This is a genomic window from Pseudomonas sp. AKS31, from assembly GCF_023634765.1.
In the GTDB taxonomy this organism is placed as follows: domain Bacteria; phylum Pseudomonadota; class Gammaproteobacteria; order Pseudomonadales; family Pseudomonadaceae; genus Aquipseudomonas.
Window position 1 is genome coordinate 853,632 of record NZ_JAMLFX010000001.1, and the last position, 22,850, is coordinate 876,481.

Annotated in this window: 25 protein-coding genes; 11 read left to right on the forward strand and 14 right to left on the reverse strand. The window is 59.0% G+C overall.

The genetic code is table 11. The features are described from left to right. Nucleotides 1-135: 135 nt before the first annotated feature. Both M9827_RS03855 and M9827_RS03860 read left to right on the forward strand, forming a co-directional pair. Nucleotides 136-735 (forward strand): FMN-dependent NADH-azoreductase, encoded by a 600-nt coding sequence (locus M9827_RS03855; protein WP_250603605.1) that lies wholly within the window; start codon nt 136-138, stop codon nt 733-735. Nucleotides 736-1,061: 326 nt separating this feature from the next. After that, entirely contained in the window at nt 1,062-1,919 is an 858-nt protein-coding gene (locus M9827_RS03860; protein ID WP_250603607.1) for a carboxylate/amino acid/amine transporter, read from the forward strand. Nucleotides 1,920-2,009: 90 nt separating this feature from the next. Here the strand turns inward: M9827_RS03860 and M9827_RS03865 are convergent, their stop codons facing one another. Next, nucleotides 2,010-3,308 (reverse strand): mechanosensitive ion channel family protein, encoded by a 1,299-nt coding sequence (locus tag M9827_RS03865; RefSeq protein WP_250603609.1) that lies wholly within the window; start codon nt 3,306-3,308, stop codon nt 2,010-2,012. A gap of 191 nt (nt 3,309-3,499) precedes the next feature. Between M9827_RS03865 and M9827_RS03870 the strand changes: the two genes are divergently transcribed. Beyond that, nucleotides 3,500-4,840, forward strand: coding sequence for a DEAD/DEAH box helicase (locus M9827_RS03870; protein ID WP_103306179.1), 1,341 nt, complete (start codon nt 3,500-3,502; stop codon nt 4,838-4,840). Nucleotides 4,841-4,894: 54 nt separating this feature from the next. Here the strand turns inward: M9827_RS03870 and M9827_RS03875 are convergent, their stop codons facing one another. The 4 genes from M9827_RS03875 to M9827_RS03890 form a co-directional block, all read right to left on the reverse strand. Then, entirely contained in the window at nt 4,895-5,494 is a 600-nt protein-coding gene (locus M9827_RS03875; protein WP_250603611.1) for a hypothetical protein, read from the reverse strand. A 12-nt stretch (nt 5,495-5,506) separates the two neighbouring features. Then, a complete protein-coding gene (locus tag M9827_RS03880) occupies nt 5,507-6,091 on the reverse strand; it encodes a C39 family peptidase (RefSeq protein WP_250603613.1) in 585 nt (194 codons plus the stop codon). Nucleotides 6,092-6,346: 255 nt separating this feature from the next. Continuing rightward, nucleotides 6,347-6,622, reverse strand: a complete 276-nt coding sequence (locus M9827_RS03885; protein ID WP_250603615.1) for a hypothetical protein — start codon at nt 6,620-6,622, stop codon at nt 6,347-6,349. Nucleotides 6,623-6,692: 70 nt separating this feature from the next. Further along, the gene (locus M9827_RS03890) at nt 6,693-7,430 is read right to left on the reverse strand and encodes a DUF899 domain-containing protein (protein WP_250603617.1); all 738 of its coding nucleotides are present in this window, start codon (nt 7,428-7,430) and stop codon (nt 6,693-6,695) included. Between the two features lie 175 nt (nt 7,431-7,605). On the opposite strand from M9827_RS03890, the gene M9827_RS03895 reads away from it, so the two are divergent. After that, nucleotides 7,606-7,998, forward strand: a complete 393-nt coding sequence (locus M9827_RS03895) for a transcriptional regulator (RefSeq protein ID WP_250603619.1) — start codon at nt 7,606-7,608, stop codon at nt 7,996-7,998. Nucleotides 7,999-8,120: 122 nt separating this feature from the next. Here M9827_RS03895 and M9827_RS03900 read toward each other — a convergent pair whose 3' ends face one another. From M9827_RS03900 to M9827_RS03910, 3 genes are all read right to left on the reverse strand, one after another. Next, on the reverse strand, nt 8,121-8,990 hold the full coding sequence (locus M9827_RS03900) for a DUF6279 family lipoprotein (protein ID WP_250603621.1): 870 nt from the start codon (nt 8,988-8,990) through the stop codon (nt 8,121-8,123). A gap of 78 nt (nt 8,991-9,068) precedes the next feature. Then, nucleotides 9,069-9,785, reverse strand: coding sequence for a TorF family putative porin (locus M9827_RS03905; RefSeq protein ID WP_250603623.1), 717 nt, complete (start codon nt 9,783-9,785; stop codon nt 9,069-9,071). A 204-nt stretch (nt 9,786-9,989) separates the two neighbouring features. Further along, on the reverse strand, nt 9,990-10,178 hold the full coding sequence (locus M9827_RS03910) for a PFL_1563 family small protein (protein ID WP_016985943.1): 189 nt from the start codon (nt 10,176-10,178) through the stop codon (nt 9,990-9,992). A 340-nt stretch (nt 10,179-10,518) separates the two neighbouring features. On the opposite strand from M9827_RS03910, the gene M9827_RS03915 reads away from it, so the two are divergent. The 3 genes from M9827_RS03915 to M9827_RS03925 all read left to right on the forward strand — a co-directional run bounded on the left by M9827_RS03915 (nt 10,519) and on the right by M9827_RS03925 (nt 13,061). Then, nucleotides 10,519-11,355, forward strand: a complete 837-nt coding sequence (locus tag M9827_RS03915) for a CvfB family protein (protein ID WP_250603625.1) — start codon at nt 10,519-10,521, stop codon at nt 11,353-11,355. Nucleotides 11,356-11,458: 103 nt separating this feature from the next. Further along, complete coding sequence (locus M9827_RS03920; protein WP_250603627.1) at nt 11,459-11,860, forward strand: DUF2177 family protein; 402 nt, start codon at nt 11,459-11,461, stop codon at nt 11,858-11,860. Between the two features lie 268 nt (nt 11,861-12,128). Continuing rightward, complete coding sequence (locus M9827_RS03925; protein ID WP_250603629.1) at nt 12,129-13,061, forward strand: DMT family transporter; 933 nt, start codon at nt 12,129-12,131, stop codon at nt 13,059-13,061. Here the strand turns inward: M9827_RS03925 and M9827_RS03930 are convergent. Further along, nucleotides 13,006-14,187: an MFS transporter gene (locus M9827_RS03930; protein WP_250603631.1), complete on the reverse strand. Its 1,182-nt coding sequence runs from the start codon at nt 14,185-14,187 to the stop codon at nt 13,006-13,008. The two genes, M9827_RS03925 and M9827_RS03930, sit on opposite strands and share 56 nt — an antisense overlap. A gap of 104 nt (nt 14,188-14,291) precedes the next feature. Between M9827_RS03930 and ptrR the strand changes: the two genes are divergently transcribed. Continuing rightward, nucleotides 14,292-15,185, forward strand: a complete 894-nt coding sequence (ptrR, locus tag M9827_RS03935) for a putrescine utilization regulator PtrR (RefSeq protein WP_250603633.1) — start codon at nt 14,292-14,294, stop codon at nt 15,183-15,185. A gap of 142 nt (nt 15,186-15,327) precedes the next feature. After that, complete coding sequence (locus M9827_RS27705) at nt 15,328-15,456, forward strand: PA1414 family protein (protein ID WP_007914492.1); 129 nt, start codon at nt 15,328-15,330, stop codon at nt 15,454-15,456. Nucleotides 15,457-15,599: 143 nt separating this feature from the next. On the opposite strand, the gene M9827_RS03940 is transcribed toward M9827_RS27705, so the two are convergent. The 5 genes from M9827_RS03940 to speB all read right to left on the reverse strand — a co-directional run bounded on the left by M9827_RS03940 (nt 15,600) and on the right by speB (nt 20,826). Continuing rightward, the gene (locus tag M9827_RS03940) at nt 15,600-16,340 is read right to left on the reverse strand and encodes an MBL fold metallo-hydrolase (RefSeq protein ID WP_250603635.1); all 741 of its coding nucleotides are present in this window, start codon (nt 16,338-16,340) and stop codon (nt 15,600-15,602) included. Between the two features lie 86 nt (nt 16,341-16,426). Continuing rightward, the gene (locus M9827_RS03945) at nt 16,427-17,806 is read right to left on the reverse strand and encodes a sodium:solute symporter family protein (protein WP_250603637.1); all 1,380 of its coding nucleotides are present in this window, start codon (nt 17,804-17,806) and stop codon (nt 16,427-16,429) included. 76 nt (nt 17,807-17,882) lie between these two features. Continuing rightward, a complete protein-coding gene (locus M9827_RS03950; RefSeq protein WP_250603639.1) occupies nt 17,883-19,385 on the reverse strand; it encodes a purine-cytosine permease family protein in 1,503 nt (500 codons plus the stop codon). Nucleotides 19,386-19,442: 57 nt separating this feature from the next. Then, nucleotides 19,443-19,865 carry a YybH family protein gene (locus M9827_RS03955; RefSeq protein WP_250603641.1) on the reverse strand — a complete coding sequence of 141 codons (423 nt, stop codon included), beginning with the start codon at nt 19,863-19,865 and terminating at the stop codon, nt 19,443-19,445. A 10-nt stretch (nt 19,866-19,875) separates the two neighbouring features. Next, a complete protein-coding gene (speB, locus tag M9827_RS03960) occupies nt 19,876-20,826 on the reverse strand; it encodes an agmatinase (RefSeq protein ID WP_003222717.1) in 951 nt (316 codons plus the stop codon). Nucleotides 20,827-21,222: 396 nt separating this feature from the next. Between speB and M9827_RS03965 the strand changes: the two genes are divergently transcribed. Beyond that, nucleotides 21,223-22,116: a LysR family transcriptional regulator gene (locus tag M9827_RS03965; RefSeq protein WP_007956593.1), complete on the forward strand. Its 894-nt coding sequence runs from the start codon at nt 21,223-21,225 to the stop codon at nt 22,114-22,116. A gap of 18 nt (nt 22,117-22,134) precedes the next feature. Next, nucleotides 22,135-22,731, forward strand: coding sequence for a tRNA-uridine aminocarboxypropyltransferase (locus M9827_RS03970; protein WP_250603643.1), 597 nt, complete (start codon nt 22,135-22,137; stop codon nt 22,729-22,731). Nucleotides 22,732-22,850: the final 119 nt, after the last annotated feature.

Genomic DNA, 22,850 nt, shown 5'->3' on the forward strand with positions numbered 1-22,850 from the left:
TCCCACAGGGTCCCAACTGCATCTAAACGAATTATTCGATGCTTTGCAGCAATTATTTGCGCTTTTTCATCGATTCGACTCTGTTTAACCTTCACTCCATCGACTTACAACATTCTCGGATGGAGGCTACACACCATGTCCCGCGTTCTGATCATCGAAAGCAGCGCCCGCCAGCAAGACTCGGTTTCCCGTCAACTGACCCAGACTTTCATCAGTCAGTGGAAAGCGGCGCATCCCATCGATCAGATCACTGTGCGTGACCTCGCCGCGAACCCGGTGCCCCACCTGGACAGCAACCTGCTGGGGGGCTGGATGAAGCCTGCCGAGCAGCGCAATGCCAACGAGCAATCGTCGCTGGATCGTTCCAACGAATTGACCGATGAGTTGCTCGCCGCCGACGTGCTGGTGATGGCCGCGCCGATGTACAACTTCGCCATACCTAGCACCCTCAAGGCCTGGCTCGACCACGTGCTGCGTGCCGGCGTGACCTTCAAGTACACCGAAACTGGCCCGCAAGGCTTGCTCAGCGGCAAACGTGCCTACGTGCTCACCGCTCGCGGTGGCATCTACGCCGGCGGCCCGGCCGATCATCAGGAACCGTACCTGCGTCAGGTCATGGGTTTCATCGGCATCAACGACGTGACGTTCATTCACGCCGAAGGCATGAACCTCGGTGGTGACTTCCAGGAGAAGGGCCTGAATCAGGCCAACGCCAAACTGTCTCAGGTCGCTTGATAGCTTAATCGCCAGATAATCGCCGATTGTTTAAGTGACCTGGCGCAACCCCTTCAAGGCTTTACGCGCATCGAACCTCCCTTTGCACTTGTTGCTCCTGAGTGCTGTAGCCCGATTGAACGCATTAGCGAGATCGGGCTTTTTTTGCCTGCGATATTTTCTGGTTCAAACAATCCCTCTGTAGGAGCTGCCGCAGGCTGCGATCTTTTGATTTTAAAAAACAAGATCAAAAGATCGCAGCCTGCGGCAGCTCCTACATGGGGATTTGTGTTGGTTCCAGAAAGTAAAAACCGCTATCGTCGCCGCCATTCGATTTCGAGGCGAGCATGGGCTATCTACTTTTTGTCACGCTGATCCAGGCGTTTTCCTTCAGTCTGATCGGCGAATACCTGGCCGGTCACGTCGACAGTTATTTCGCGGTGCTGGTGCGCGTAGTGCTGGCCGGGCTGGTGTTCATTCCGCTGACCCGCTGGCGCTCGGTGGAACCGGCGTTTATGCGCGGCATGCTGCTGATCGGTGCGCTGCAGTTCGGCGTGACCTACGTCTGCCTGTACCTGAGCTTCCGCGTGCTGACGGTGCCGGAGGTGTTGTTGTTCACTATCCTCACGCCGCTGCACGTGACCCTGATCGAAGACGCACTGAACCGGCGCTTCAACCCTTGGGCGCTGATCGCCGCGTTGGTCGCCGTAAGTGGGGCAGCCGTGATTCGTTTCGACAGCATCAGTCCGGACTTCTTCATGGGCTTTCTGCTGCTGCAACTGGCCAACTTCACCTACGCCGCCGGCCAGGTGATGTACAAGCATCTGGTGGCGAAGCACCCGAGTGACCTGCCGCATTACCGGCGTTTCGGCTTCTTCTACCTCGGCGCGCTGGCGGTGGTGTTGCCGGCATTCCTGATGTTCGGCAAAGCCAACTTCCTCCCGGAAGCACCGCTGCAGTGGGGCGTTTTGCTGTTTCTCGGTCTGGTCTCGACCGCGCTGGGCATGTACTGGTGGAACAAGGGTGCGTGCATGGTCAACGGCGGCACGCTGGCGGTGATGAACAATCTGCACGTGCCGGTGGGGTTGCTGTTGAATTTGCTGATCTGGAATCAGCATGAGGAGCTTGGAAGATTGTTCCTGGGTGGCAGCGTCATCCTTGCCGCCGTATGGATCAGTCGACTGGGTATCAGACGTACCGCATAACCCCTGCAGGAGCTGCCGCAGGCTGCGATCTTTTGATCTTTAAAGTCAAAAGATCGCAGCCTTCGGTAGCTCCTACACGGGAATTTTGGGTTACATCAGGTGTTTCTGTGGCTCGGGAATGCTGGCCGAGCCGAGCACCGCCGGCAGCAATCCCGAACGCAAATCCCCACCACTCGGCTGCTGATACAGGCTCAGCCCGAACTCCGGCAACACCGCCAGCAGATAATCGAAAATATCCCCCTGAATCCGCTCGTAATCGGCCCACGCCGTGGTGCGGGTAAAGCAGTAGATCTCCAGCGGAATACCCTGCGCCGTGGTTTGCATCTGCCGAACCATGCAGGTCATGTTCGGCTGAATCTCCGGATGACTCTTCAGGTACGCCAGTGCATAGGCGCGGAACGTGCCGATATTGGTCATGCGCCGGCGGTTCGCCGACATCGCCGCGACATTGCCCTGCGCCTCGTTCCACGCCTTGAGTTCGGCTTTCTTGCGGCTCATGTAGTCGGTCAGCAGATGCACCTGGGAGAGCTTTTCTTCTTCGTCGTCACGGATGAAACGCACGCCGCTGGCGTCGATGAACAGGCTGCGCTTGATCCGTCGCCCACCGGATTGCTGCATGCCGCGCCAGTTCTTGAACGACTCGGACATCAGGCGCCAGGTCGGGATCGAGACGATGGTCTTGTCAAAGTTCTGCACCTTGACCGTGTGCAGGGTGATGTCGACCACGTCGCCATCGGCGCCGACTTGCGGCATTTCGATCCAGTCGCCGACGCGCAGCATGTCGTTGCTGGTCAACTGCACGCTGGCAACGAACGACAGCAGCGTGTCCTTGTAGACCAACAGAATCACCGCCGACATCGCACCCAGACCCGAGAGCAGCAACAGCGGCGAACGGTCGATCAGTGTGGCGACGATGATGATTGCGCCAAACACGTACAGAACCATTTTCGCCAGTTGCACGTAGCCTTTGATCGAGCGCGTACGCGCATGTTCGGTACGCGCATAGATGTCGAGCAGGGCATTGAGCAGGGCACTGATCGAGAGCAGCAGGAACAGTATGGTGAACGAAAGCGCCACGTTGCCGAGAAAGGTCATCGCGGTTTTGCTCAGTTCCGGCACCAGGTGCAGGCCGAACTGGATCACCAGCGACGGCGTCATCTGCGCCAGACGCTGAAACACCTTGTTGTGGCGAAAATCATTGATCCAGTGCAGCGCCGGTTGGCGTCCGAGCATGCGGCTGGCGTGCAGGATCAGGTAACGCGCCACTCGTCCGAGCACCAGCGCGATGACCAATAACACCGTCAAAGCCAGACCGGCCTGCAACAGTGGATGTTGTTCGAGGGTGCCCCAGAGGTCCTGGGCGTTGTGCCAGAGCTGTTTGAAATCCATATGAGCAACGATTCTTCTGTAAGACGCGATGGGCGATTAGAGCATTTAAGACGCCGTGTATTACCGTTGGAGACAAATCGAGCAACAAAAAAGCCACTGATTACGTCCGTTTGTATAAAGAAACTCGGCCTGAGCGCTCGAAACCGGTAACCTATGCAGCTGTTTTTTTGCATATCTTCGAGGTAGCACCCGTGTTTTCCCAATTCGCCCTGCACGAACGCCTGCTAAAAGCTGTGGCCGAGCTGAAATTTGTCGAGCCAACGCCTGTGCAAGCCGCGGCCATCCCGCTGGCGCTCCAAGGGCGTGATCTGCGGGTGACGGCGCAAACCGGTAGCGGCAAAACCGCCGCTTTCGTTCTGCCAATCCTCAATCGCCTGATCGGCCCGGCCAAGGTTCGTGTCAGCATCAAGACGCTGATCCTGCTGCCGACCCGCGAGCTGGCCCAACAGACCCTGAAGGAAGTCGAACGCTTTTCGCAGTTCACTTTCATCAAGTCGGGCCTGATCACCGGCGGTGAAGACTTCAAGGTCCAGGCCGCCATGCTGCGCAAAGTGCCGGACATCCTCATCGGCACCCCGGGCCGGATGATCGAGCAACTCAACGCCGGTAACCTCGACCTCAAAGAAGTCGAAGTACTGGTGCTCGACGAAGCCGACCGCATGCTCGACATGGGCTTTGCCGAGGACGTGCAGCGTCTGGTCGACGAATGCCCTAACCGTCAGCAGACCATGCTGTTCTCCGCCACCACCGGCGGTTCCGGCCTGCGCGAAATGATCGCCAAGGTGCTGAACAACCCTGAGCACTTGCAGCTCAACGCGGTCAGCCAGTTGAACTCGACGACCCGTCAGCAGATCATCACCGCTGACCACAATCAGCACAAAGAGCAGATTGTGAACTGGCTGCTGGCCAACGAGACCTATCAGAAGGCTATCGTCTTCACCAACACCCGCGCCATGGCCGACCGCATCTACGGCCGCCTTGTGGCTCAGGAATACAAGGCGTTCGTGCTACACGGTGAGAAAGACCAGAAGGATCGCAAACTGGCGATCGACCGTCTGAAGCAGGGCGGCGTGAAGATTCTGGTCGCTACCGACGTCGCGGCCCGTGGTCTGGATGTTGATGGCCTGGATCTGGTGATCAACTTCGACATGCCTCGCAGCGGCGACGAATACGTACACCGCATCGGTCGTACCGGCCGTGCCGGTAACGACGGTCTGGCGATCTCGCTGATCTGCCACGGTGACTGGAACCTGATGTCGAGCATCGAGCGCTACCTGAAGCAGAGCTTCGAGCGCCGCACCATCAAGGAAGTCAAAGGCACCTACGGCGGACCGAAAAAGGTCAAGGCCTCGGGCAAAGCCGTCGGCGTGAAGAAGAAAAAGACCGACGCCAAGGGCGACAAGAAGAAAACCGCCGCCAAGACGCCGACCAAGCGCAAGAGCGTCAACCGTCCGAAGCCGGACTCGTTGGTGAGCAGCGATGGCATGGCCCCGCTGAAGCGTCGCAAGCCAGCAGAGCCTGCGGCTGAATAAGCTTCCAGGCGTGCATAAAAAAACCCGGACAGTGTCCGGGTTTTTTTTCGTCCATCAGTTGCCGAGCTGGCCACTGGTGTCGGCATCAAAGCGCCGTTTGGTCTGATCAGCCGCCGGTTTCAATGCTGCGAGCAAGGCTGCCTCGCTGTACAGCCGCGTGACCGCCAGCTCCTTCGGCGTCGGCGCGATCGGAATCAGCACATCCTCACCGTCGGCGTGCAGCCAGATCGCTACAACGTGCAGTGCCGAGACAAACAGCACACGCAGCTCAACGGTTTTACCCTGCAATTGCGGCGCTTGTTCCGCAAGTTTCAGCGCAGCCACCGTCGCGGCGGCGTGATCGCCGTGGTTCAGCGAGGCAAACTCGACATGCCCGCGCACCTCGGCCAGTTGCGCATCGGCAATCGTCACGCCGTCGGCAAACACCAGGTAATGCCAGTCGCCGAGGCGGGCATCTTTCAGGCCTTTGCCGTGGCTCAAGTCCTCCAGATTCAGCGAGTAGCCACGGTACGCCTCGCTGAGGCTGATTTTCGCAGGTACTGCATTGGCGAACTGGCGATTGGCGCCGAAACCCTGGGTTTGCAGCGCGGCTTGCAGCGCCGGGCGTAAGGTTTGTACGCCGTTGGAAGGCGCCTTTGGATAAGTCAGTTGCATGATGTCGCCCTCCTAGTTTTTTACGGTGAAGTAGGTGTGAGTCCAGTTACCGCCGCCGTTGTAGGCTCGCGGAAACGCGTTCAGCGCACGGGTCGAATAGCCGTAGATCGAGTCTGCAACCAATACGTAATCGCCGTTGGTGCCGTAGATCGTCAGAAAGTGCGCACCGCCGCCGTACCAGGCGCAGCGCAGACCGACTGGGCGGCCCATGCTGATCTGGTTACGGATGGCTGACATCTGCAGCGAGCCCTGATTCATGCCGTTGTAACTACGGGTGGTTTGCAGGGCCGAATCCAGATAGCCGTAGACGTTGCACGGCCCCGGCTGGTTGCAGCAATTGCGATCAAGCTGAGTGCTGGCCACGCCGCACTGGGTCCAGTTACCGGTGCCGTAATAATTGCCGACCGAGGCGGACACGGCGGCCCAGCACCAGTTGGTCTGGGTCTGTTTCTGCATACTGAAGTTGAGGCTGCCGGCAGCGAGGGCGCTGAGCTGTTCAGCGGCTTCGACTTCGACCAGTTGTGGGTCGAGCAGATGACTGGCCAGGCACCTTGGCAAAGATTCGCCGGTGAATTGCGTTGCTTCTGTGGTTAACATTTTTCAATCCTCCATGAGTGAAAACAAGCGTCCAGCTTGTGTGGGTGTTGCGGTCTCGCCGAGCGATCGGTGTTCACGGGTTGCCATGTCAGATGGCGGGTTCCGATCTCGTTGCTCGATGTAACCGTAGATGCGGGTATGCGTTAACGCAAATAATTAATGCATTGGTGCATTTTCAAGGGCGAAAGATCGCAGACTTCGGACGTTCCTACAGGGATCGGTGTAGGAGCTGCCGAAGGCTGCGATCTTTCGCTTTTAGCTTTCCGCTTTTTTCTCCGCCGTGCCTAACTCTTTCAACCGCTGATCAATCAACTGGCACTTGTCCGGCAAATCGGCACTCGCCGTGCCCAGGTCCATCTTCTGCAACTCTGCGTTGATCTCCTTGGCTTTGGCCGGGTTCTGTTCGGTGAGCTTGGCGACCTCCTTGGCCAGTTGTTCGCGTTTGGCGGTGGCTTCTTCCGGCGTACAAGCCCAGGCGGGTAGGGCGCAGGCGAGTGTGGCGGCGAGGGTGAGCTTGATCAGGGTTTTCATCGGGGCAGGCCTCAGGTCCGGTTAAGGCGGGTAACCGGTTGAGGCCTTGAACGCGGGAAAAGTTCAGTGCTTATCGCTCTTCGTGGCAGCAACTCGATTTAGCACCTTGCTCATAACGATCATGATGCCGTACCCACTCCATGATCTCGTCCTCATTCCTGCCCTTGGGCGTGAGGTCGAGATAGTTGTAGGCACCGACCAGCATGTCCAGACCGCGAGCGTAAGTTGAGTAGGTGTGGAAGATGTCGCCCTTTGCATCACGATAAAACACGCTCAGGCCGGGCATTTCTTCCTCGGCGCTGTCAGTCTTTTCGTAGTTGTATGTAGCTTTTCCAGCGGCGACATCTTCAGCCCGGGCACAAACGCCGAAGTCATAGTTGAAGTCGCAACCCTCTGACGACACCCAGTCAAACTTCCAGCCCATGCGCCGTTTAAAGTCCTGGAACTCGTTGAACGGCGCATGAGACACAGCAACCACCGCAATATCGTGATGCGCCAGATGCAGGTTGGCGCCATCAATGTGGTCACTGAGGAACGAGCAACCCTGGCAACCTTCCTCCCAGTCCTTGGCAAACATGAAGTGGTAGATCACCAGTTGGCTGTGCTTGCCAAACAGGTCAGCGAGTTTCAATTCACCGTTTGGACCCTGGAAGTGGTAGTCCTTGTCGACCTTCACCCATGGCAATGCGCGACGTTTGGCGCTGAGGCGGTCGCGTTCTTTGGTGAAAGCCTTTTCGTCAGCGAGATGCTGCTTACGCGCGGCGAGCCATTCTTCACGCGACACCACCGGATGATTCTCAACGTTCATGATGATTTCTCCTGCGGGGTTGAAACCGTCTGTTTCAGACTAGTCGTTTAACCCTGCTGCAAATCGACAGACCGCCGGTCGGTCGCTGCGGGAAATGCGGCTGAACGGCTGGGAACCGCTCAGGTCACAACCTATGAACGCGCCATAAATCACGCGCACCGGAGGTTGTATCAGGATGACGACTTATAACTGGGATTTGATTGAACGCTTGCTGCACGAAGTGCAGAACAGCGCCGGCCATAGTTTTGCCCCGCGGGCCTACGCCGAAGACTATGCAGCGGCGAAAGCCAGCGCCGGCGAGCCGATCGAGAATCTGGATCATCTGAAAACGCTGGCTTGCGAATATGAGAGGTTGCTGCTCCTGCGTGGCTACATTGCACCGCGTCCGGATGAGGAGGGCAGCACAGGTAACAACTTTATTCTGACGCCGCGTGGTTCGAGCCTGTTGAGCCTGATCGACAGCAGCATTCCCGGCAATGATCACCCGCGTCAGGTGCTGGATGAGCAAGAGGATGCGCTGGCTGAGGCGACTTTTGATGAAGTGGCGTCTAAAGCCCAGATCGCCTGAGATCAAAGATATCCCCATGTGGGAGCGAGCCTGCTCGCGAATACGGTCTGTCAGTGACATTTGAAGTAACTGATGCACCGCTTTCGCGAGCAGGCTCGCTCCCACATTGATCTTCGTTTTGTTCAGGTTTTTTGCGCGGCCTTGAGGCATTTGAGGTTGTTGAAATCTTTGCGTACGCCCTCAATCTTTTTCAACAACCGCTGCCGCTGTTGCGGCGTACTTTCGGCCATCAAGTCCACCGCCAGTGAGCGTCCCTGCGCTTCAGTTTCGGCGAAGGCCTTGCGGTAATCCGCTGTCCATAAACTCTCGCGATTGACCAGAAGCGTCTCGATTCTCTGTGGGAATTCGGGGCTTTTGCGTTGAGCGACGGCGGCACTGAATTGCCTTTGCCAGTGGGCCCGGTTGGCAATCCATTGGGTGTACTGATCGCCCAGCGCGGTCGACCAGGCCATGACTCGCTGTTCCTGGATGGCGCTCAAGGGGCCGAGCCAGTCATTCAAGCGTTTAACCATCCGTGCGCCACGCTCGGCAATTTGCTGATCAAGCGGCGGCTTGAGGTATTCCTGCTGACGCTTGCGCAAATCCTTGGCAAACGCGTCATTCATCTCGGCGGCCTGTTTGTCATCCAGCCCCTGCAGCAACTCGATCGCCGACGGGGTGATCTCTCGAGCGGTTTCGGCGATGGCCTGCTTGGCTTCCGTAGTGCGCGCCTGTAACGCGGCATCGGTGACCTGATTGGTTTCGACCATGGTCTGCAGGCGATCCAGCCAGTCCAGATAGCCCGGCAATTGCGTGGTGCAATGCCAGCTCAAATGATCCTTGAGGCGTTCGTTGAACCAGTCTTTCTGCTCGCCGTTCATGTCCAGATAGTCGCTGAGCGTCCATGGAATGATCACGTCGAGGTTGCGATAGGCCAGGCCGACACGGCTGCAAGCGCCGAGGGCGAGGGTGAAGATCAGTAGCGCGGCGATGTGTTTGAACCAGCGAGACATGGGCGAATCCTTGCGTGAGCCTGGCTTCGAGGGACTGATTCCTATGTGAACGCAGAATGAACCCGGCAGTTCAGCCGATCAATAGAACGCGCGCGCAGCCTTGAGGGTGACGAGGCCGTCGCACTCGCTGTTGTGCCCGGAATAGGCCGAGCAATCGCTGCCACTGAGACTGGAGTCGCTGTAGATCAGATCGAGGTCGACGCCCATGAACGGTCGGGACAATTTCACCGACCAATCAGTAAAACTGCCGACATAACCACCGTCCACTGCCACTGGCGTGTTCAGTTGGTGGGTGGTGTATTTCATGCTGACGCCGATGCCGAACGGCTGGTTGCCGCCAAGATCGGCAAACAAGGTGTTGTTCTGTTTATCCGGGTCGTTGCTGAAGGCCACGCCGAAACGACTGCCGAGCAGGGTCAGGCCACCAAACAGCTCCTGGCTGTCGAGGGTGTCGACCTTGGGATAGCTGTAGTGGATCATCCCGACTTCATAGCCGAGGGTCTGATCGAAAGGTTGTTTAAAACCGACGTAGGAATCGATTTCGAGGTTCTTGCCCGGGGAGATGCCCATGCTCGGTGCGTACTGGCCGACATAGAGGCCGCTGTCATGGCTAAGGTCGAGGCCGCCATGGAAGGAACCGACGGCCGCCGGTTTGACCAGGCCTTGAGCCATGCTACGCGTTGGCGTGGTGCCGAGTTTGAGATCAAAGTCGCCGAGTTCACGCTGGAAAATCTGCGCGTGCGCGGTCGCACTGGCCAGAAGGCCTACGATTAATAAACAGGATGTTTTGCGCATGCGTCACTCCATGAACAGCGAGCGCAGGAAGGCGGGCCTGCTGAAACGCTTGATCTAGACGCGTGCAAGGATACCGGCGAATGACCGGCATTGAAGGCCGTTCGTCGATTTACCAGGAATTTTGTTTAAAGCGGAGGGGGGTACGCGGTGCCAGTCCAGGCGCTTCGAAGCTCAAAGCGCCTCTGGACGGGTGTAAAACCGGTATTACTTCTTGCCCAGGCTGATCTGCTTGGACGGGCCGAATGTCTGGCCACTGACGCCTTTGGCAATTTGCTGGATCTCGCCACCAGACTTGAGGAACGCTGCGATCTGATCGTTGATCGATTCGCTGGTTTCAACGGCTGGAGCTGGCTTTGCTTTGCTGGTGGATGCTTTTACACGCATGGCGGCCATTAACCTGTAGAAAAGTAACTCGGCCAGGCATCGTACAGGAATAACTTGACAATTGCTTGGTAAATATCCCCCGGAATAACCCACCTCATTGCTGCATTATTCTCGATTAAATGCTCGAAATATCCGGCTAACCTACTGTTTTAAATAAAAACATTTATGTGCACGTGCATGGAATTATTCAGCCATGAGCGTTCCTGTCTGTCTGACGAGTGGCACCTCCGCCCATCTGCGGCCAAGAAAAATCAAGGTGTTGAGCCGGTTTCACACGCGTGCCGATCTGTCACCCGACGGCCACGGCAAAAACGGGTAGAATGCCGCCCACGCAATGAGGGTTCTGGAAATGGCTTTAGTCGGGCGTTACAACAGTTTGCAAGTGGTTAAACACACTAACTTCGGTTTATATCTGGACGGCGGTGCCGATGGCGAGATTCTTTTGCCCAACCGTTATATTCCGAAAGATATTTCCAGCGAAGATGAAGATTGGCTCAATGTTTTTGTTTATCTGGACAGCGAAGACAAACTTCTCGCCACCACGGAAAAACCAAAAGTTCAGGTCGGCGAATTTGCCAGTCTGAAAGTCGTTGAAGTCAACAGCATCGGTGTGTTCCTCGATTGGGGGCTGCCGAAGGATCTGTTGCTGCCGTATTCCGAAGAAAAGCGCCAGATGACCGCCGGCGAATACTGCGTAGTGCACGTCTACCTCGACAAGCACACCCGCCGTATCACCGCCACTGCACGACTGGACCGCTACCTCGACAAGACTCCGGCCAACTACAGCCAGGGCCAGGAAGTTGATCTGCTGGTTGCCGAAGCCACCGACATGGGCTTCAAGGCGATCATCAACAACAAGCACTGGGGTTTGATCCACAAGAATGAAATCTTCAAGTTCATGCGCGCCGGCATGATCGAGAAGGGCTACATCAAGGAAGTGCGGGCCGACGGCAAGATCGCCCTGAGCCTGCAGCCGGTTGGCCAGGAAGCAGCCAGCAGCCTGAACTCGAAGATTCTCGCCAGGTTGCGTGACAACAGCGGCACATTGCCGGTCAGCGACAAGAGCGATCCGGCGTTGATCAGCAGCCTGTTCGGCGTCAGCAAGGGCAACTTCAAGAAGGCCATCGGTTCGCTTTACAAGGAAGGCAAGATCGTTATTCATGCCGATCGCATTGAACTAACCTGAGACACCGCTGGCCCCATGTAGGCGCTGCCGAAGGCTGCGATCTTTTGACTTTGAAGATCAACAGATCGCAGCCTTCGGCAACTCCTACTTGAGGGCGGGTGTGATGAAGAAAACTCTGGTTGCATATGTTGCGACGCTGATTGCGTTCCTGCTGCTCGACGGTATCTGGCTCGGCCTGTTGATGGCGCCGACCTATCGCGAACTGCTCGGTTCGCTGATGCTCGAAAAACCGCTGCTGGTTCCGGCAGCGGTTTTTTATTGCCTGTATGTTTTTGGTTGTGTGGTGTTTGTGGTGCTGCCGGCGGCGACCTGGCAGTGGGCGGCGAAGCGGGGCGCATTGTTGGGGCTGGTGGCTTATGGCACTTATGACCTGACCAATTGGGCGACGTTGCGCGGCTGGTCGGTGCAGGTGACGTTGATGGATTGGGCGTGGGGAGCGTTTGCCACTGCGGTGGCTTGTAGCGTTGGTTTTTTGTTGGCTAAACGACTGCATTCAGATCCGTGAGCAGGGTTGATAGAACTGACGCCATCGCTGGCAAGCCAGGCTCCCACAGGGTTTTGTGTCGAACAGTGGAACAGCGGACAACCCTGTCATTGTGGGAGCGAGCCCGCTCGCGAATGGCGGCGCAGCCGACAGCCATTCCCCGCTGACGCCACTGAAGCACAAAGTGTCTTTTCCAGACGGCTTTTTCCGCCCGACTCATTGATAATCCTCGACACTGTTTTCTGACCATTGGATGGCCTGCCATGTTGTGTGTATTCGAGGTGTTGCGGTGAGTGTCGAGCGGCGCAATGCCGACAGATTTGCCCTACAAGTGATGATCGGCCTCTGTCTGATCTGGGGCGTGCAGCAGGTGATGATCAAGTGGGCGGCGGCGGATATTGCGCCAGTGATGCAAGCGGCGGGGCGCTCGGGGATTTCCGCGTTGCTGGTCGGCTTGCTGATCTGCTGGAAGGGCGGCTGGGGTCAGGTCGGCAACACTTGGCGCGGTGGTTTGCTGGCCGGTGCGCTGTTTGGTCTGGAGTTCTTTTTCATCGCCGAAGGCCTGCAACTGACCACCGCTGCGCACATGTCGGTGTTCCTCTACACTGCGCCGATTTTCACCGCGCTGGGCGTGCATTTTCTGTTGGCCAGTGAGCGCCTGCGGCCGTTACAGTGGCTGGGCATTCTGCTCGCGTTTATCGGCATCGCCATTGCCTTTGCCGGCGGTGTGTCGTGGGACAACCTCGACCGCCGTATGCTGCTCGGCGATGCCTTTGGTGTTCTGGCCGGTGCCTGTTGGGGCGCTACCACGGTGGTGGTGCGCGCCTCGCGTCTTTCGGAGGCGCCGGTGACACTGACCCTGTTCTATCAGTTGATCGTCGGCTTCCTTGGCCTGCTGCTGATCGCGCTGTTCAGCGGCCAGATCACTCACGTCAGCCTGACCCCCGTGGCGGTGGCCAGCGTGTTGTTCCAAGGGCTGGTCGTGTCGTTCTTCAGTTACCTGATCTGGTTCTGGCTGCTGCGCCGATATCTGGCGGCCAACCTCGCGGTGTTCTCGTTCATGACGCCGCTGTTCGGCGTGACCTTTGGCGTGGTGCTACTTGGCGAACCGTTGACTGCGAACTTCGTCATCGGAGCTGTGCTGGTTTTGCTCGGCATCACTTTTGTCAGCGCCGAGCAGTGGCTGCGTCGGCGTTTGCGCAAAGCGCTGGGCCAGCGCTAGGCGTCTGCATCGCCAAGCCGCCAGCCAGCAACAAACCGCTGCCGGCGATCACCAATGCCGGCTGCAAACCGCCGCTGAAATGGCTGCTCAATGCCGCCAGCAATGGGCCGCTGAGTTGGCCGACGGCGAAACAGGCTGTGAGCATGCCGGCATTGCGCTGAGTGGCATGCGGCGCCAGTTCCCGCGAGCGTTGCATGACCAGTTGCATGCACGCCAGGAATGGTGTGCCGCACAGCATCACCCCCAACGCGAGGCCAATGCCGCTGCCCAGCAGGCAAGCGAACACTCCGGCCGCCTGCAACCACAGCGTCGCCATCAACCAGTGACGAGTGGTTGCGGGATCGTGACGCCGCAAGCTCACCAGCAAGACCCCGAGCGCCGCGGCCAGGCCAAAGCACGGCCAGAACAGATCGGCCTGCCATTGCCCGTGAAATTGCGCAGTGGCCATCTGTGACAGGAAAGTCGCCGGAATGATGTAACCGACGCCATATAGCGCATAAATCATCGCCAACCGTCCGATGCCCCGATTCGATGGGCTGACCGCCGCCACAGCCACCGTAGCCGCTGCGACCGGCGTTGGCAGCAGTCGCCATACGCTCAGCATCATCACCAACGCAGCCGCTGCATAAATCAGCCACAACGTCGCGGACGTCTGGTTAAGCTGATGCGAGACCAGTGCCAACAACCCTGTCAGAAAAATCCCTAAACCCGGTCCGGCAAATACCAGAGCGCCCAAACGTGGACGACCCGCTGCCGCTGCCAAGGGTTGGCTTAAAGACGTGATCATCACCAGCACCCACGCACTTGCCACCCCGGTGCCGAAGCGCAGCACCAGGTGCGACCAAAAACCGTCGGCCCAGAATGATGCCAGGGTCAGCAGCACACACAGCCACAAGCCACCATGCAAGCGCCGCTGAACTTGCTGCGGGCGATGGGCGAACATCGCGTCCACCGCGCCGAGCAGGTAACCGAGGTAATTGGCCGCCGCAATCAGACCGGCGGCTGTCAGGTCGATCTGCCCCTCGCTGAGCAGGTGCGGCATTTGCGGGGTGAGGGCGAAACGTCCGATGCCCATGGCCATCATCAAGGCCACGAAGCAGGCGGATAAGCGAATGAGCGGCGACATGGTCGGCATTCCGTGAGGGCTTCAATGACCGTCAGGCTAGGACTGATTGACTTTCTTTAAAATTGAATAATAGTGAGTAACTTGTTCTGTTCTGGAGAATAGTTGTGGAGTTCAGCCAATTGCGGATCTTTCAGGCCGTGGCCGAGGAGGGTTCCATCACCCGCGCCGCCGAACGTCTGCATCGGGTGCCATCGAATCTGTCGACCCGGCTTAAACAACTTGAAGAGCAACTGGGTGTCGAGCTTTTCGTCCGTGAGCGTCAGCGTTTGCAGTTGTCGCCTGCGGGAAAAGTCCTGCTGGACTACACCGGCAAACTCTTCGCCCTGCGCGATCAGGCCAGTGCGGCGGTGATGGGCGGCAAACCCGCCGGTGACTTTGCTCTGGGCACCATGTACAGCACGGCGGCGATCCATTTGCCGGCGTTGCTGGCGCAGTACCACAAACACTATCCGGCGGTGAATCTGCAGGTGCAGTCGGCGCCGAGCGGTGAGTTGCTGGAAGGATTACTCACCGGGCGCCTTGATGCTGCGTTGGTCGATGGCCCGCTGGAACTGGCCGGGCTCGACGGCGTGCCGTTGTGCGAGGAGCGGTTGGTGCTGATCACTGAAATCGATCATCCGCCGGTGCACAGTGCGCGGGATGTCGAAGGGCGATCGGTGTTTACCTTTCGTCGCGGCTGTTCCTACCGCATGCGCCTGGAGGCGTGGTTTTCGCACTATCACGCGACCATGGGGCGGGCGATGGAGATCGAGTCGTATCAGGGCATGCTCGCCTGCGTGATTGCCGGCAGTGGCGTGGCGCTGATGTCGGAGTCGATGCTGGCCAGTCTGCCGGGGCGCGACAGCGTCGCGGTACATCCGTTGGCCGAGCCATTCGTGGGTGCGACAACATGGCTCATGTGGCGCAAGGGCATGGTCGGCGCCAACCTTAATGCATGGATCGAAGTGCAGCAGGCTGTCTATCCTGCGGCTCAGATCGAAACCCGCGAAACCGCCTGAACCAATGGCGGCACACTCTGTTCAATTCAGTAACAGATCATTGCGGATTTGGCCGAGCATTGCGTAGGACTTCGGACTATTATCAGTGCGAAGCGGCCTCAGAATTCCGGCCGCTCAGCACCACCCTGAAGGGGGCACGACGATGAAAGAGAAAATTCAAAACTGGCTGCACGACTTGGGTGTTGCCCTCGGCTTGATCGAACCGCCTCTGCAACCTGTACCGATCCGCACCGATGACGAGCAACGCCGCCGTCAACAACGGCGCCGGTAACGCCCCCGATCCGAGATCAAAGGATTCAGATCAAGAGATCGCAGCCTTTGGCAACTCCTACATCAATCCGTGTAGGAGCTGCCAAAGGCTGCGATCTTTTGCGTTTTCAGCGCCGTGAAATCTCCAGTAAAAACCGGCTCAAGTCATTCGCGGTCTTCGCGGTCTTGGCCGCGCAACCACTCGTCAATCATGGAGCGCAAATGCGCGCCGGAAAAACTGCCGAAATGCCCGCCATGCACCGTGCGGATCGGCAACGCCTGCAAACGCCGCAGACTCGCGGCGTAATCCGCAAGATTGGAGTGGTAGGCGTCTTCGATCAGCGGCCCGTCGTAGATGATGTCGCCGCTGAACAGGGTCTCAGTCGCCGCTTCATACAGGCTGATCCCGCCCGGTGAATGCCCCGGCGTGTGCAGCACTTGCAGCGTGCGGTTGCCCAGATCCAGCACATCACCGTCCTCGACAAACCCGGTGGCCGGCGCGGCTTTGACCCGGTATTCGGCGTAGCACAATGGGCAATCCGGATGCGCTTCGAACATGTCGTCACCGACGAAAGCGCGGCTCAAATCGTTTTCGCCATCCGGCGCGGCCAGAATGTCCGCTTCGGCCGGATGCACCAGCCGTTCAGCAAATTCGTGATGCCCGGCGATATGGTCGAAATGGCAATGACTGGCCACTGCCACCAACGGTCGCTCGGTGATCCACGGCAATTGTTCGCGCAGGCTGACCAGCCCCGAACCGCTGTCCAGCAGCAGATCTTTGTCGCGGCCCTGAACGTGCCACAGGTTGCAGCGGTAGAACGGGCGGATATACGGCTCATGAATCAGCCGAATGCCGTCACTCAGGTGCTGCACTTCAAACCACTGATCACGAGAAACTATTTTCATCAGCACTTTTCTCCAGGCGTAAAAAAACGGGTGTGGCAACCGACGCCACACCCGTCGAAGAAAGCATCAAGCCGTTACATCAAAGCTTAGATCGCACTGGCCGCGGTCGCCGGGCGAGGGGAGACCAGGCTGACCACCACAAAACTCACCAGACCCACAGCCAGGCTGTAGTAGATCGGCGTGTTCGCATCCAGACCGTCCTTGAACATGAACAGCAGCGCGGTGGCAAAACCCAGGCCCATGCTGGCGATGGCGCCGGCGGTGGTTGCGCGCTTCCAGAAGATTGCACCGATCAGCGGGACCAGCATGCCGCCCACCAACAGGTTGTACGCCAGCGTCAGGGCACTGATCACGTCATTCACCACCAGCGCGATACCCAGCACCACGACACCGGTCAGCAGGGTGAACAGGCGGTTGACGCCCAGGCTCGACTGTTTGCCGCCACGCAGTTTCGGCAGCAGGTCTTCAGTCAGCGTGGTGGCAGCGGCGAGCAGGCCGGCGCTGGCGGTGGACATCATTGCCGCGAGTGCCGCAGCGATCACCAGACCCCGGATGCCGTCCGGCAGCGACAGTTTGACGATGGCGGCGAAGGCGTTGTTGACGTTGTCCAGATCCGGGATCAGCACGTGCGCGGCCATGCCGATCAGCGCGCAGGCCAGGCCGTAGACGATGCAGTAGATGCCCGCGAGGCTGCCGGCGTATTGCGCGACTTTGGCAGTCTTGACGGTGAACACCCGTTGCCAGATGTCCTGACCGATCAGGATGCCGAAGAAGTAGATCATGAAGTAGGTGATGATCGTGTCCCAGCCGATCGTGGTGAAGCTGAAGGCAGTCGCCGGCAGTTTCAGCACCAGTTCGTCCCAACCGCCGACGCGGTACAGGCAGATCGGCAACAGGATGAACATCAGACCCACAGTCTTGATGATGAACTGGACGATGTCGGTCAGGGTCAGCGACCACATGCCGCCGATCGCCGAGTAGATCACCACCACGCCACCACCGACGAGTACCGAAACCCAGAATGGCAGGTCAAACAGCACTTGCAGCACGGTGCCGATGGCGAGGATCGAGGTCACGCCGATCATCAGTGCGTAGGCCAGCATGATCGCCGCGCTCGCCGAGCGGGCCATCGGGTTGTAGCGCTTTTCCAGGACCTGGGTAACGGTGTAGATCTTCAGTTTCAGCAGCGGTTTGGCGAGGAACAGGTTCAGCGCAACGATGCCGCAACCGAGTGCCGCGCACAGCCAGAAACCGGAAATGCCATGCACGTAACCCAGACGCACGGTGCCGACGGTGGACGCGCCACCGAGTACGGTCGCGGCCATGGTGCCCATGTACAGGCTTGGGCCGAGGTTACGACCGGCCACGAGAAAGTCCTCGTTGGTCTTGGCCTTGCGCATGCCGAAGTAGCCGAGCAAGAGCATGCCGGCGGCGTAGATGAGGACGACGAATAAATCCAAAGCCATGATGGCGTGTCTCCGATTGTCTTTTTTATGGTGAAACAAATTTGGTTCAGCAATGCTGCCCACTGTGGGAGCGGCGTCAGGCGGCCTGACGCAGTTGAGGTTTTACTGCGGCTTCACGCCGGGCATCCTTGGGGCCGAACACTTCGCGCGGTTCCGGGAACAGGCTCAGCAGCGTCAGGTACACCACCGAAGCCAGACCGAGGGTCACCGGCAAACTGATGTCGATGCCGCCGGCCATTTCACCCAGCGGGCCAACGAACTGCCCCGGCAGATTCACAAAGCACAAGCCAACCGCCGCGCTCGGGATCCACGCACCCAGACCACGCCAGTTCCAGCCGTGGCTGAACCAGTAGCGCCCGCCCTGTTCGCCGCGAGTGAACACTTGCAGGTCATCCGGGCAGTAGAAGCCGCGACGTACCAACAGGCCGATGATCATGATCACCATCCACGGCGTGGTGCAGGTGATGATCAGCACGGCGAAGGTCGACACGCTCTGCACCAGATTCGCCGCAAAGCGCCCGATGAAGATGAAGGCAATCGACAGCACGCCGATCAGCAGTGTCGCTTTCACACGCGACAGCACGCGCGGGAACACGCTGGACATGTCCAGCCCAGTGCCATACAGCGAAGTGGTGCCGGTGGACATGCCGCCGATCACCGCAATCAGGCACACCGGCAGGAAGAACCAGCTCGGCGACACCGCCAGCAAACCGCCCACGTAGTTGTTCGCCGCGATGTAGTCCGGTGCCTTGATCGCGACGATGGTCGCGGTGGTCAGGCCGAACAGGAACGGGATGAACGTGGCAATCTGCGACAGCACCACGGCCGCCATGATGCGTTGCTTGGAGGTTTCACGCGGGATGTAGCGCGACCAGTCGCCGAGGAACGCACCGAAGGAAATCGGGTTGCTCATCGCCACCAGCGCAGCACCGATGAACGCCGCCCAGAAGCCCGGCTGACCGAGGTTCACCGTACCGGCGTAGTTGACGTCGAACGGACCGGCGAAGGCGAAGATCCCCAGCAGGAACAACAGGCTGGCGCTCCACACCGCGATCTTGTTCACCCACAGCAAAAAGCGGAAGCCGTAGATGCACACGGTCAGCACCAGAATCGCGAACAGGCCGTAGGCCAGGCCCAGAGTCAGGTCGGTTTCCGGCAGACCGATCAGGCGTTTCGCTCCACCGATCAGCGCATCGCCCGAACTCCACACCGAGAGCGAGAAAAACGCGATAGCGGTCAACAGCGACAGGAACGAACCGACGATCCGCCCGTGCACGCCGAAATGCGCACCGGACGACACGGCATTGTTGGTGCCGTTGAGCGGGCCGAACAGGCCCATCGGGGCGAGGATCAGCGAGCCAAGCAGCACGCCCAGCACAATCGCCCAGACGCCGGCCTGAAAAGACAGACCGAACAGCACCGGGAAACTGCCGAGCACGGCGGTGGCAAAGGTGTTCGAACCACCGAAGATCATCCGGAACAAGTCCGTCGGGCCTGCGCTGCGTTCGTGGTCCGGGATCTGTTCGACCCCGTGGGTTTCAATCTGCGTAAGGCTTTGGTCGTTGTTGTTGTTATTCATGATCTGCTCCGATCATAAAGGCGCGCCTCATCGTGCGTGAGGCGTCACCTGTTTTGGCTAAGGGGATGGCAGCCCTTCCGGCATTGCGGACAAATGTTCGTGACAGGCCAGCCAAAGGCCTTGTTGTTCTAGGCTCGACGCGTGTTTCTTGAACACAATCGTCTCGCGCTCCTGGCTGAAGTGTTGCTCCCCTTGCATGCGCAGCTCGGTGGCTACGTCATGGATGAAAATCGCCACGTCACCTTGCAGGCTGACGAAGGCGTTGCTCGAGGTGCACGCAAGCACCTCGAAGCCATCCTCGGCGCGCCAGCGGTCCCACAAGGCCTGATAGGCATCGCGCGACAGCAGCGGCTGTTCGAGGGTGTAGAAGACGAAGCTCGCATCGGCGCTGAACGCGCCGAAGTAAGTTTCGCGATCGTTACGGGCGAAGGCGGCCACCAGTTCGGCGGCCGCTTGCAGAACCTGATCACGTTCGTTCATGACCCGATCCTCAGCGATGGACCACGCCAGGTAGTACGCAGAGCATTTCGTACAGCAGGTTGGCGGCCAGCAGCGAGGTGTTGCCGGTGGTGTCATAAGCGGGCGAGACTTCTACCAGATCGCAACCGATCAGGTCGAGGCCCTGGCAGCCACGGACGATTTCAATTGCCTGAATGGTCGTCAGACCACCGATTTCCGGGGTGCCGGTGCCGGGCGCCCAGGCCGGGTCGATGCCGTCGATGTCGAAACTCAGGTACACCGGACCGCCACCAACTTTTTCGCGCACTTCGGCCATCAGCGGTGCCAGCGACTTGTGCCAGCACTCTTCGGCCTGAACCACGCGGAAGCCCTGATCGCGGCTCCAGTTGAAGTCGTCAGCGGTGTAACCCTGCGCGCGCAGACCAATTTGCACCACGCGGTCGCAGTCCAGAAGGCCTTCTTCGACGGCGCGACGGAAAGTGGTGCCGTGGGCAATCTTCTCGCCGAACATGTGATCGTTGACGTCAGCGTGGGCATCGATGTGCACCAGACCGACCTTGCCGTGCTTTTTATGGATCGCGCGCAGGATCGGCAGGGTGATGGTGTGGTCGCCGCCCAGGGTCATCGGGATCACGTTGTGCTCGAGGATGTTGTCGTAGGCTTCTTCGATGATGCGTACGGCGTCGAGCAGGTTGAAAGTGTTGATCGCCACGTCACCGATATCGGCGACCGATAGCGAGTCGAACGGCGCAGCGCCGGTGGCCATGTTGTACGGGCGGATCATCACCGATTCGGTGCGGATGTCGCGTGGCCCGAAGCGGGTGCCGGGGCGCAGCGAAGTACCGATGTCCAGTGGCACGCCAACGAATGCAGCGTCCAGGCCGGCAGCGGTCGGTACATGGGGGAGTCGGAGCATGGTGGCGATGCCGCCGAAGCGCGGCATTTCGTTGCCGCCCAGTGGTTGGTGAAGAATCTTGTCCACGGGTAAGGCCTCATCGTCTTTGTTTTATTTATGTCGGCGCGCCGTTGAGCACGGGTTCGGACGCCGCTGTGGGGCCGATGATGCGAAATGTAGTGCGGCAGAAGAATCGCTACGGGCAAAAACTTAGTTCAGATTTTTCTAAACTAATGGCGGGGCTGGGATTAGACTTTGCGGTCTTGGGATTCTTGCCTGGCTGAACATTGCCGCCCCTCACCCCAGCCCTCTCCCAGAGGGAGAGGGGGCCGACCGAGTTGTTGGCGGAATCTACATCGACCTGAAAAATCGAGTCGAACTCAGGATTTGAAAGCCATGGAGATCAGCTCCCTCTCCCTCCGGGAGAGGGCTGGGGTGAGGGGCTTTTCCCACAGACACACAGTTGCAAAGCCCGGAGTAGACATGGCCAACGCTTTACCTGACCTGAAACTGTTGCGCATCTTCGTCAGCGTCGTGCGCCATCAGGGTTTTGCCAACGCGCAACAGGAACTCAACCTGTCGACCTCGGCCATCAGCACTTACATGAGCCAGCTCGAAGCCGCGCTCGGCCTGGTGCTGTGCCATCGCGGCCGCGGCGGGTTCAGCCTGACCAGCAAGGGTGAGCTGTTCCATCAGGAAACCCTGCGCCTGCTCGCCGAGCTCGAAGGTTTCGAGCAATACGCGGCAGCGCTCAAGGGCGAACTGCGCGGCACGCTCAACCTCGGCGTGATCGACTCCACGGTCAGCGACAAGGCCCTGCCGTTTGCCGAAGCCATTGGTGCCTACAGTCAGGAACACCCGGCGGTGCATTTGCATTTGTCGGTGATGAGCCCGTACGAACTGCAACTCGGCGTGCAGGACAATCGTCTCGATCTGGCCATCGGTGCGTTTTCCACGCGCATGAGCGGTCTGGTGTACATGCCGCTGTACCGCGAGCAGCACTGGTTGTATTGCAGCAGCCGCCATCCGTTGTTCAACGAGCGGCGCATTCCCGAGCAAGTCATCACCCAGCAACGCATGGTCGGGCGTGGTTACTGGAGTCAGGCGGAACTGGCCCGCCACGGCTTCAAGCACAGCGCCGCCACCGTGGAAAGTATGGAGGCGCAGCTGATTCTGGTACTGTCCGGCGCCTACATCGGTTATTTGCCGGAGCACTATGCTCAGGCGTGGGCCGACAAGGGCGATTTGCGCGTGTTGCTGCCGGCGACCTTCGGTTATCAGGCGCCGTTTTCGATGATCATGCGTCGCGGTCGTAGCCGTGAACCGCTGATCCAGACCTTCCGCGATTTGCTCAAAGCTCAGCTCAATCAGGCTTAGCTTGCAGGAACAAGAAGTATGTCCAGACCCCAATGCCCGCGCTGCCTGCGCCCCCAAACCCATTGCCTGTGCCCGCTGATCCCGAACCTCGACAGCCGCACGCGGGTGTTGCTGTTGCAGCATCCGAGCGAGGTTAACCATGCGTTGAATACCGCGCGGCTGGCGGCTCTGGGTTTACGCAGTGCCGAGCTGATTGTCGGTGAGGTATTCGAGGATTTGCCGACCCTGTTGAACCGCCCGGGGTATCGGGCTCGGTTGTTGTTCCCGGCGGACGATGCCCAACCGATGCAGGCTTACGACGAGTCCGATGAACCGCTGTTGCTGGTGGTGCCGGACGGTACGTGGCGCAAAGCGCGCAAGATGCTCCACCTCAATCCGCTGCTGGCGGCGTTGCCGCGGGTGACGCTGGCCGAGGGCGGGGTGTCGCGCTATCGGTTGCGCAAGGCGCCGGGGCCGGGGGCGTTGTCGACGATTGAGGCGATTGTGCAGGCGTTGCAGACACTGGAGGCTCCGGCGTCATTCGAGCCGATGCTCAAGCCGTTCGAAGCGTTGATCGAGGGGCAGATTGCGGCGATGGGTGCAGAGACGTTTCAGCGTAATCATGCTGAAAAATAGTCGGTGTTCTTGCTGGCCTCATCGCTGGCAAGCCAGCTCCCACAGGTTCTGAGTTGTTCACAGGTTTTGTGGCCGACACGGACACTGTGGGAGCTGGCTTGCCAGCGATGGGGCCAGTC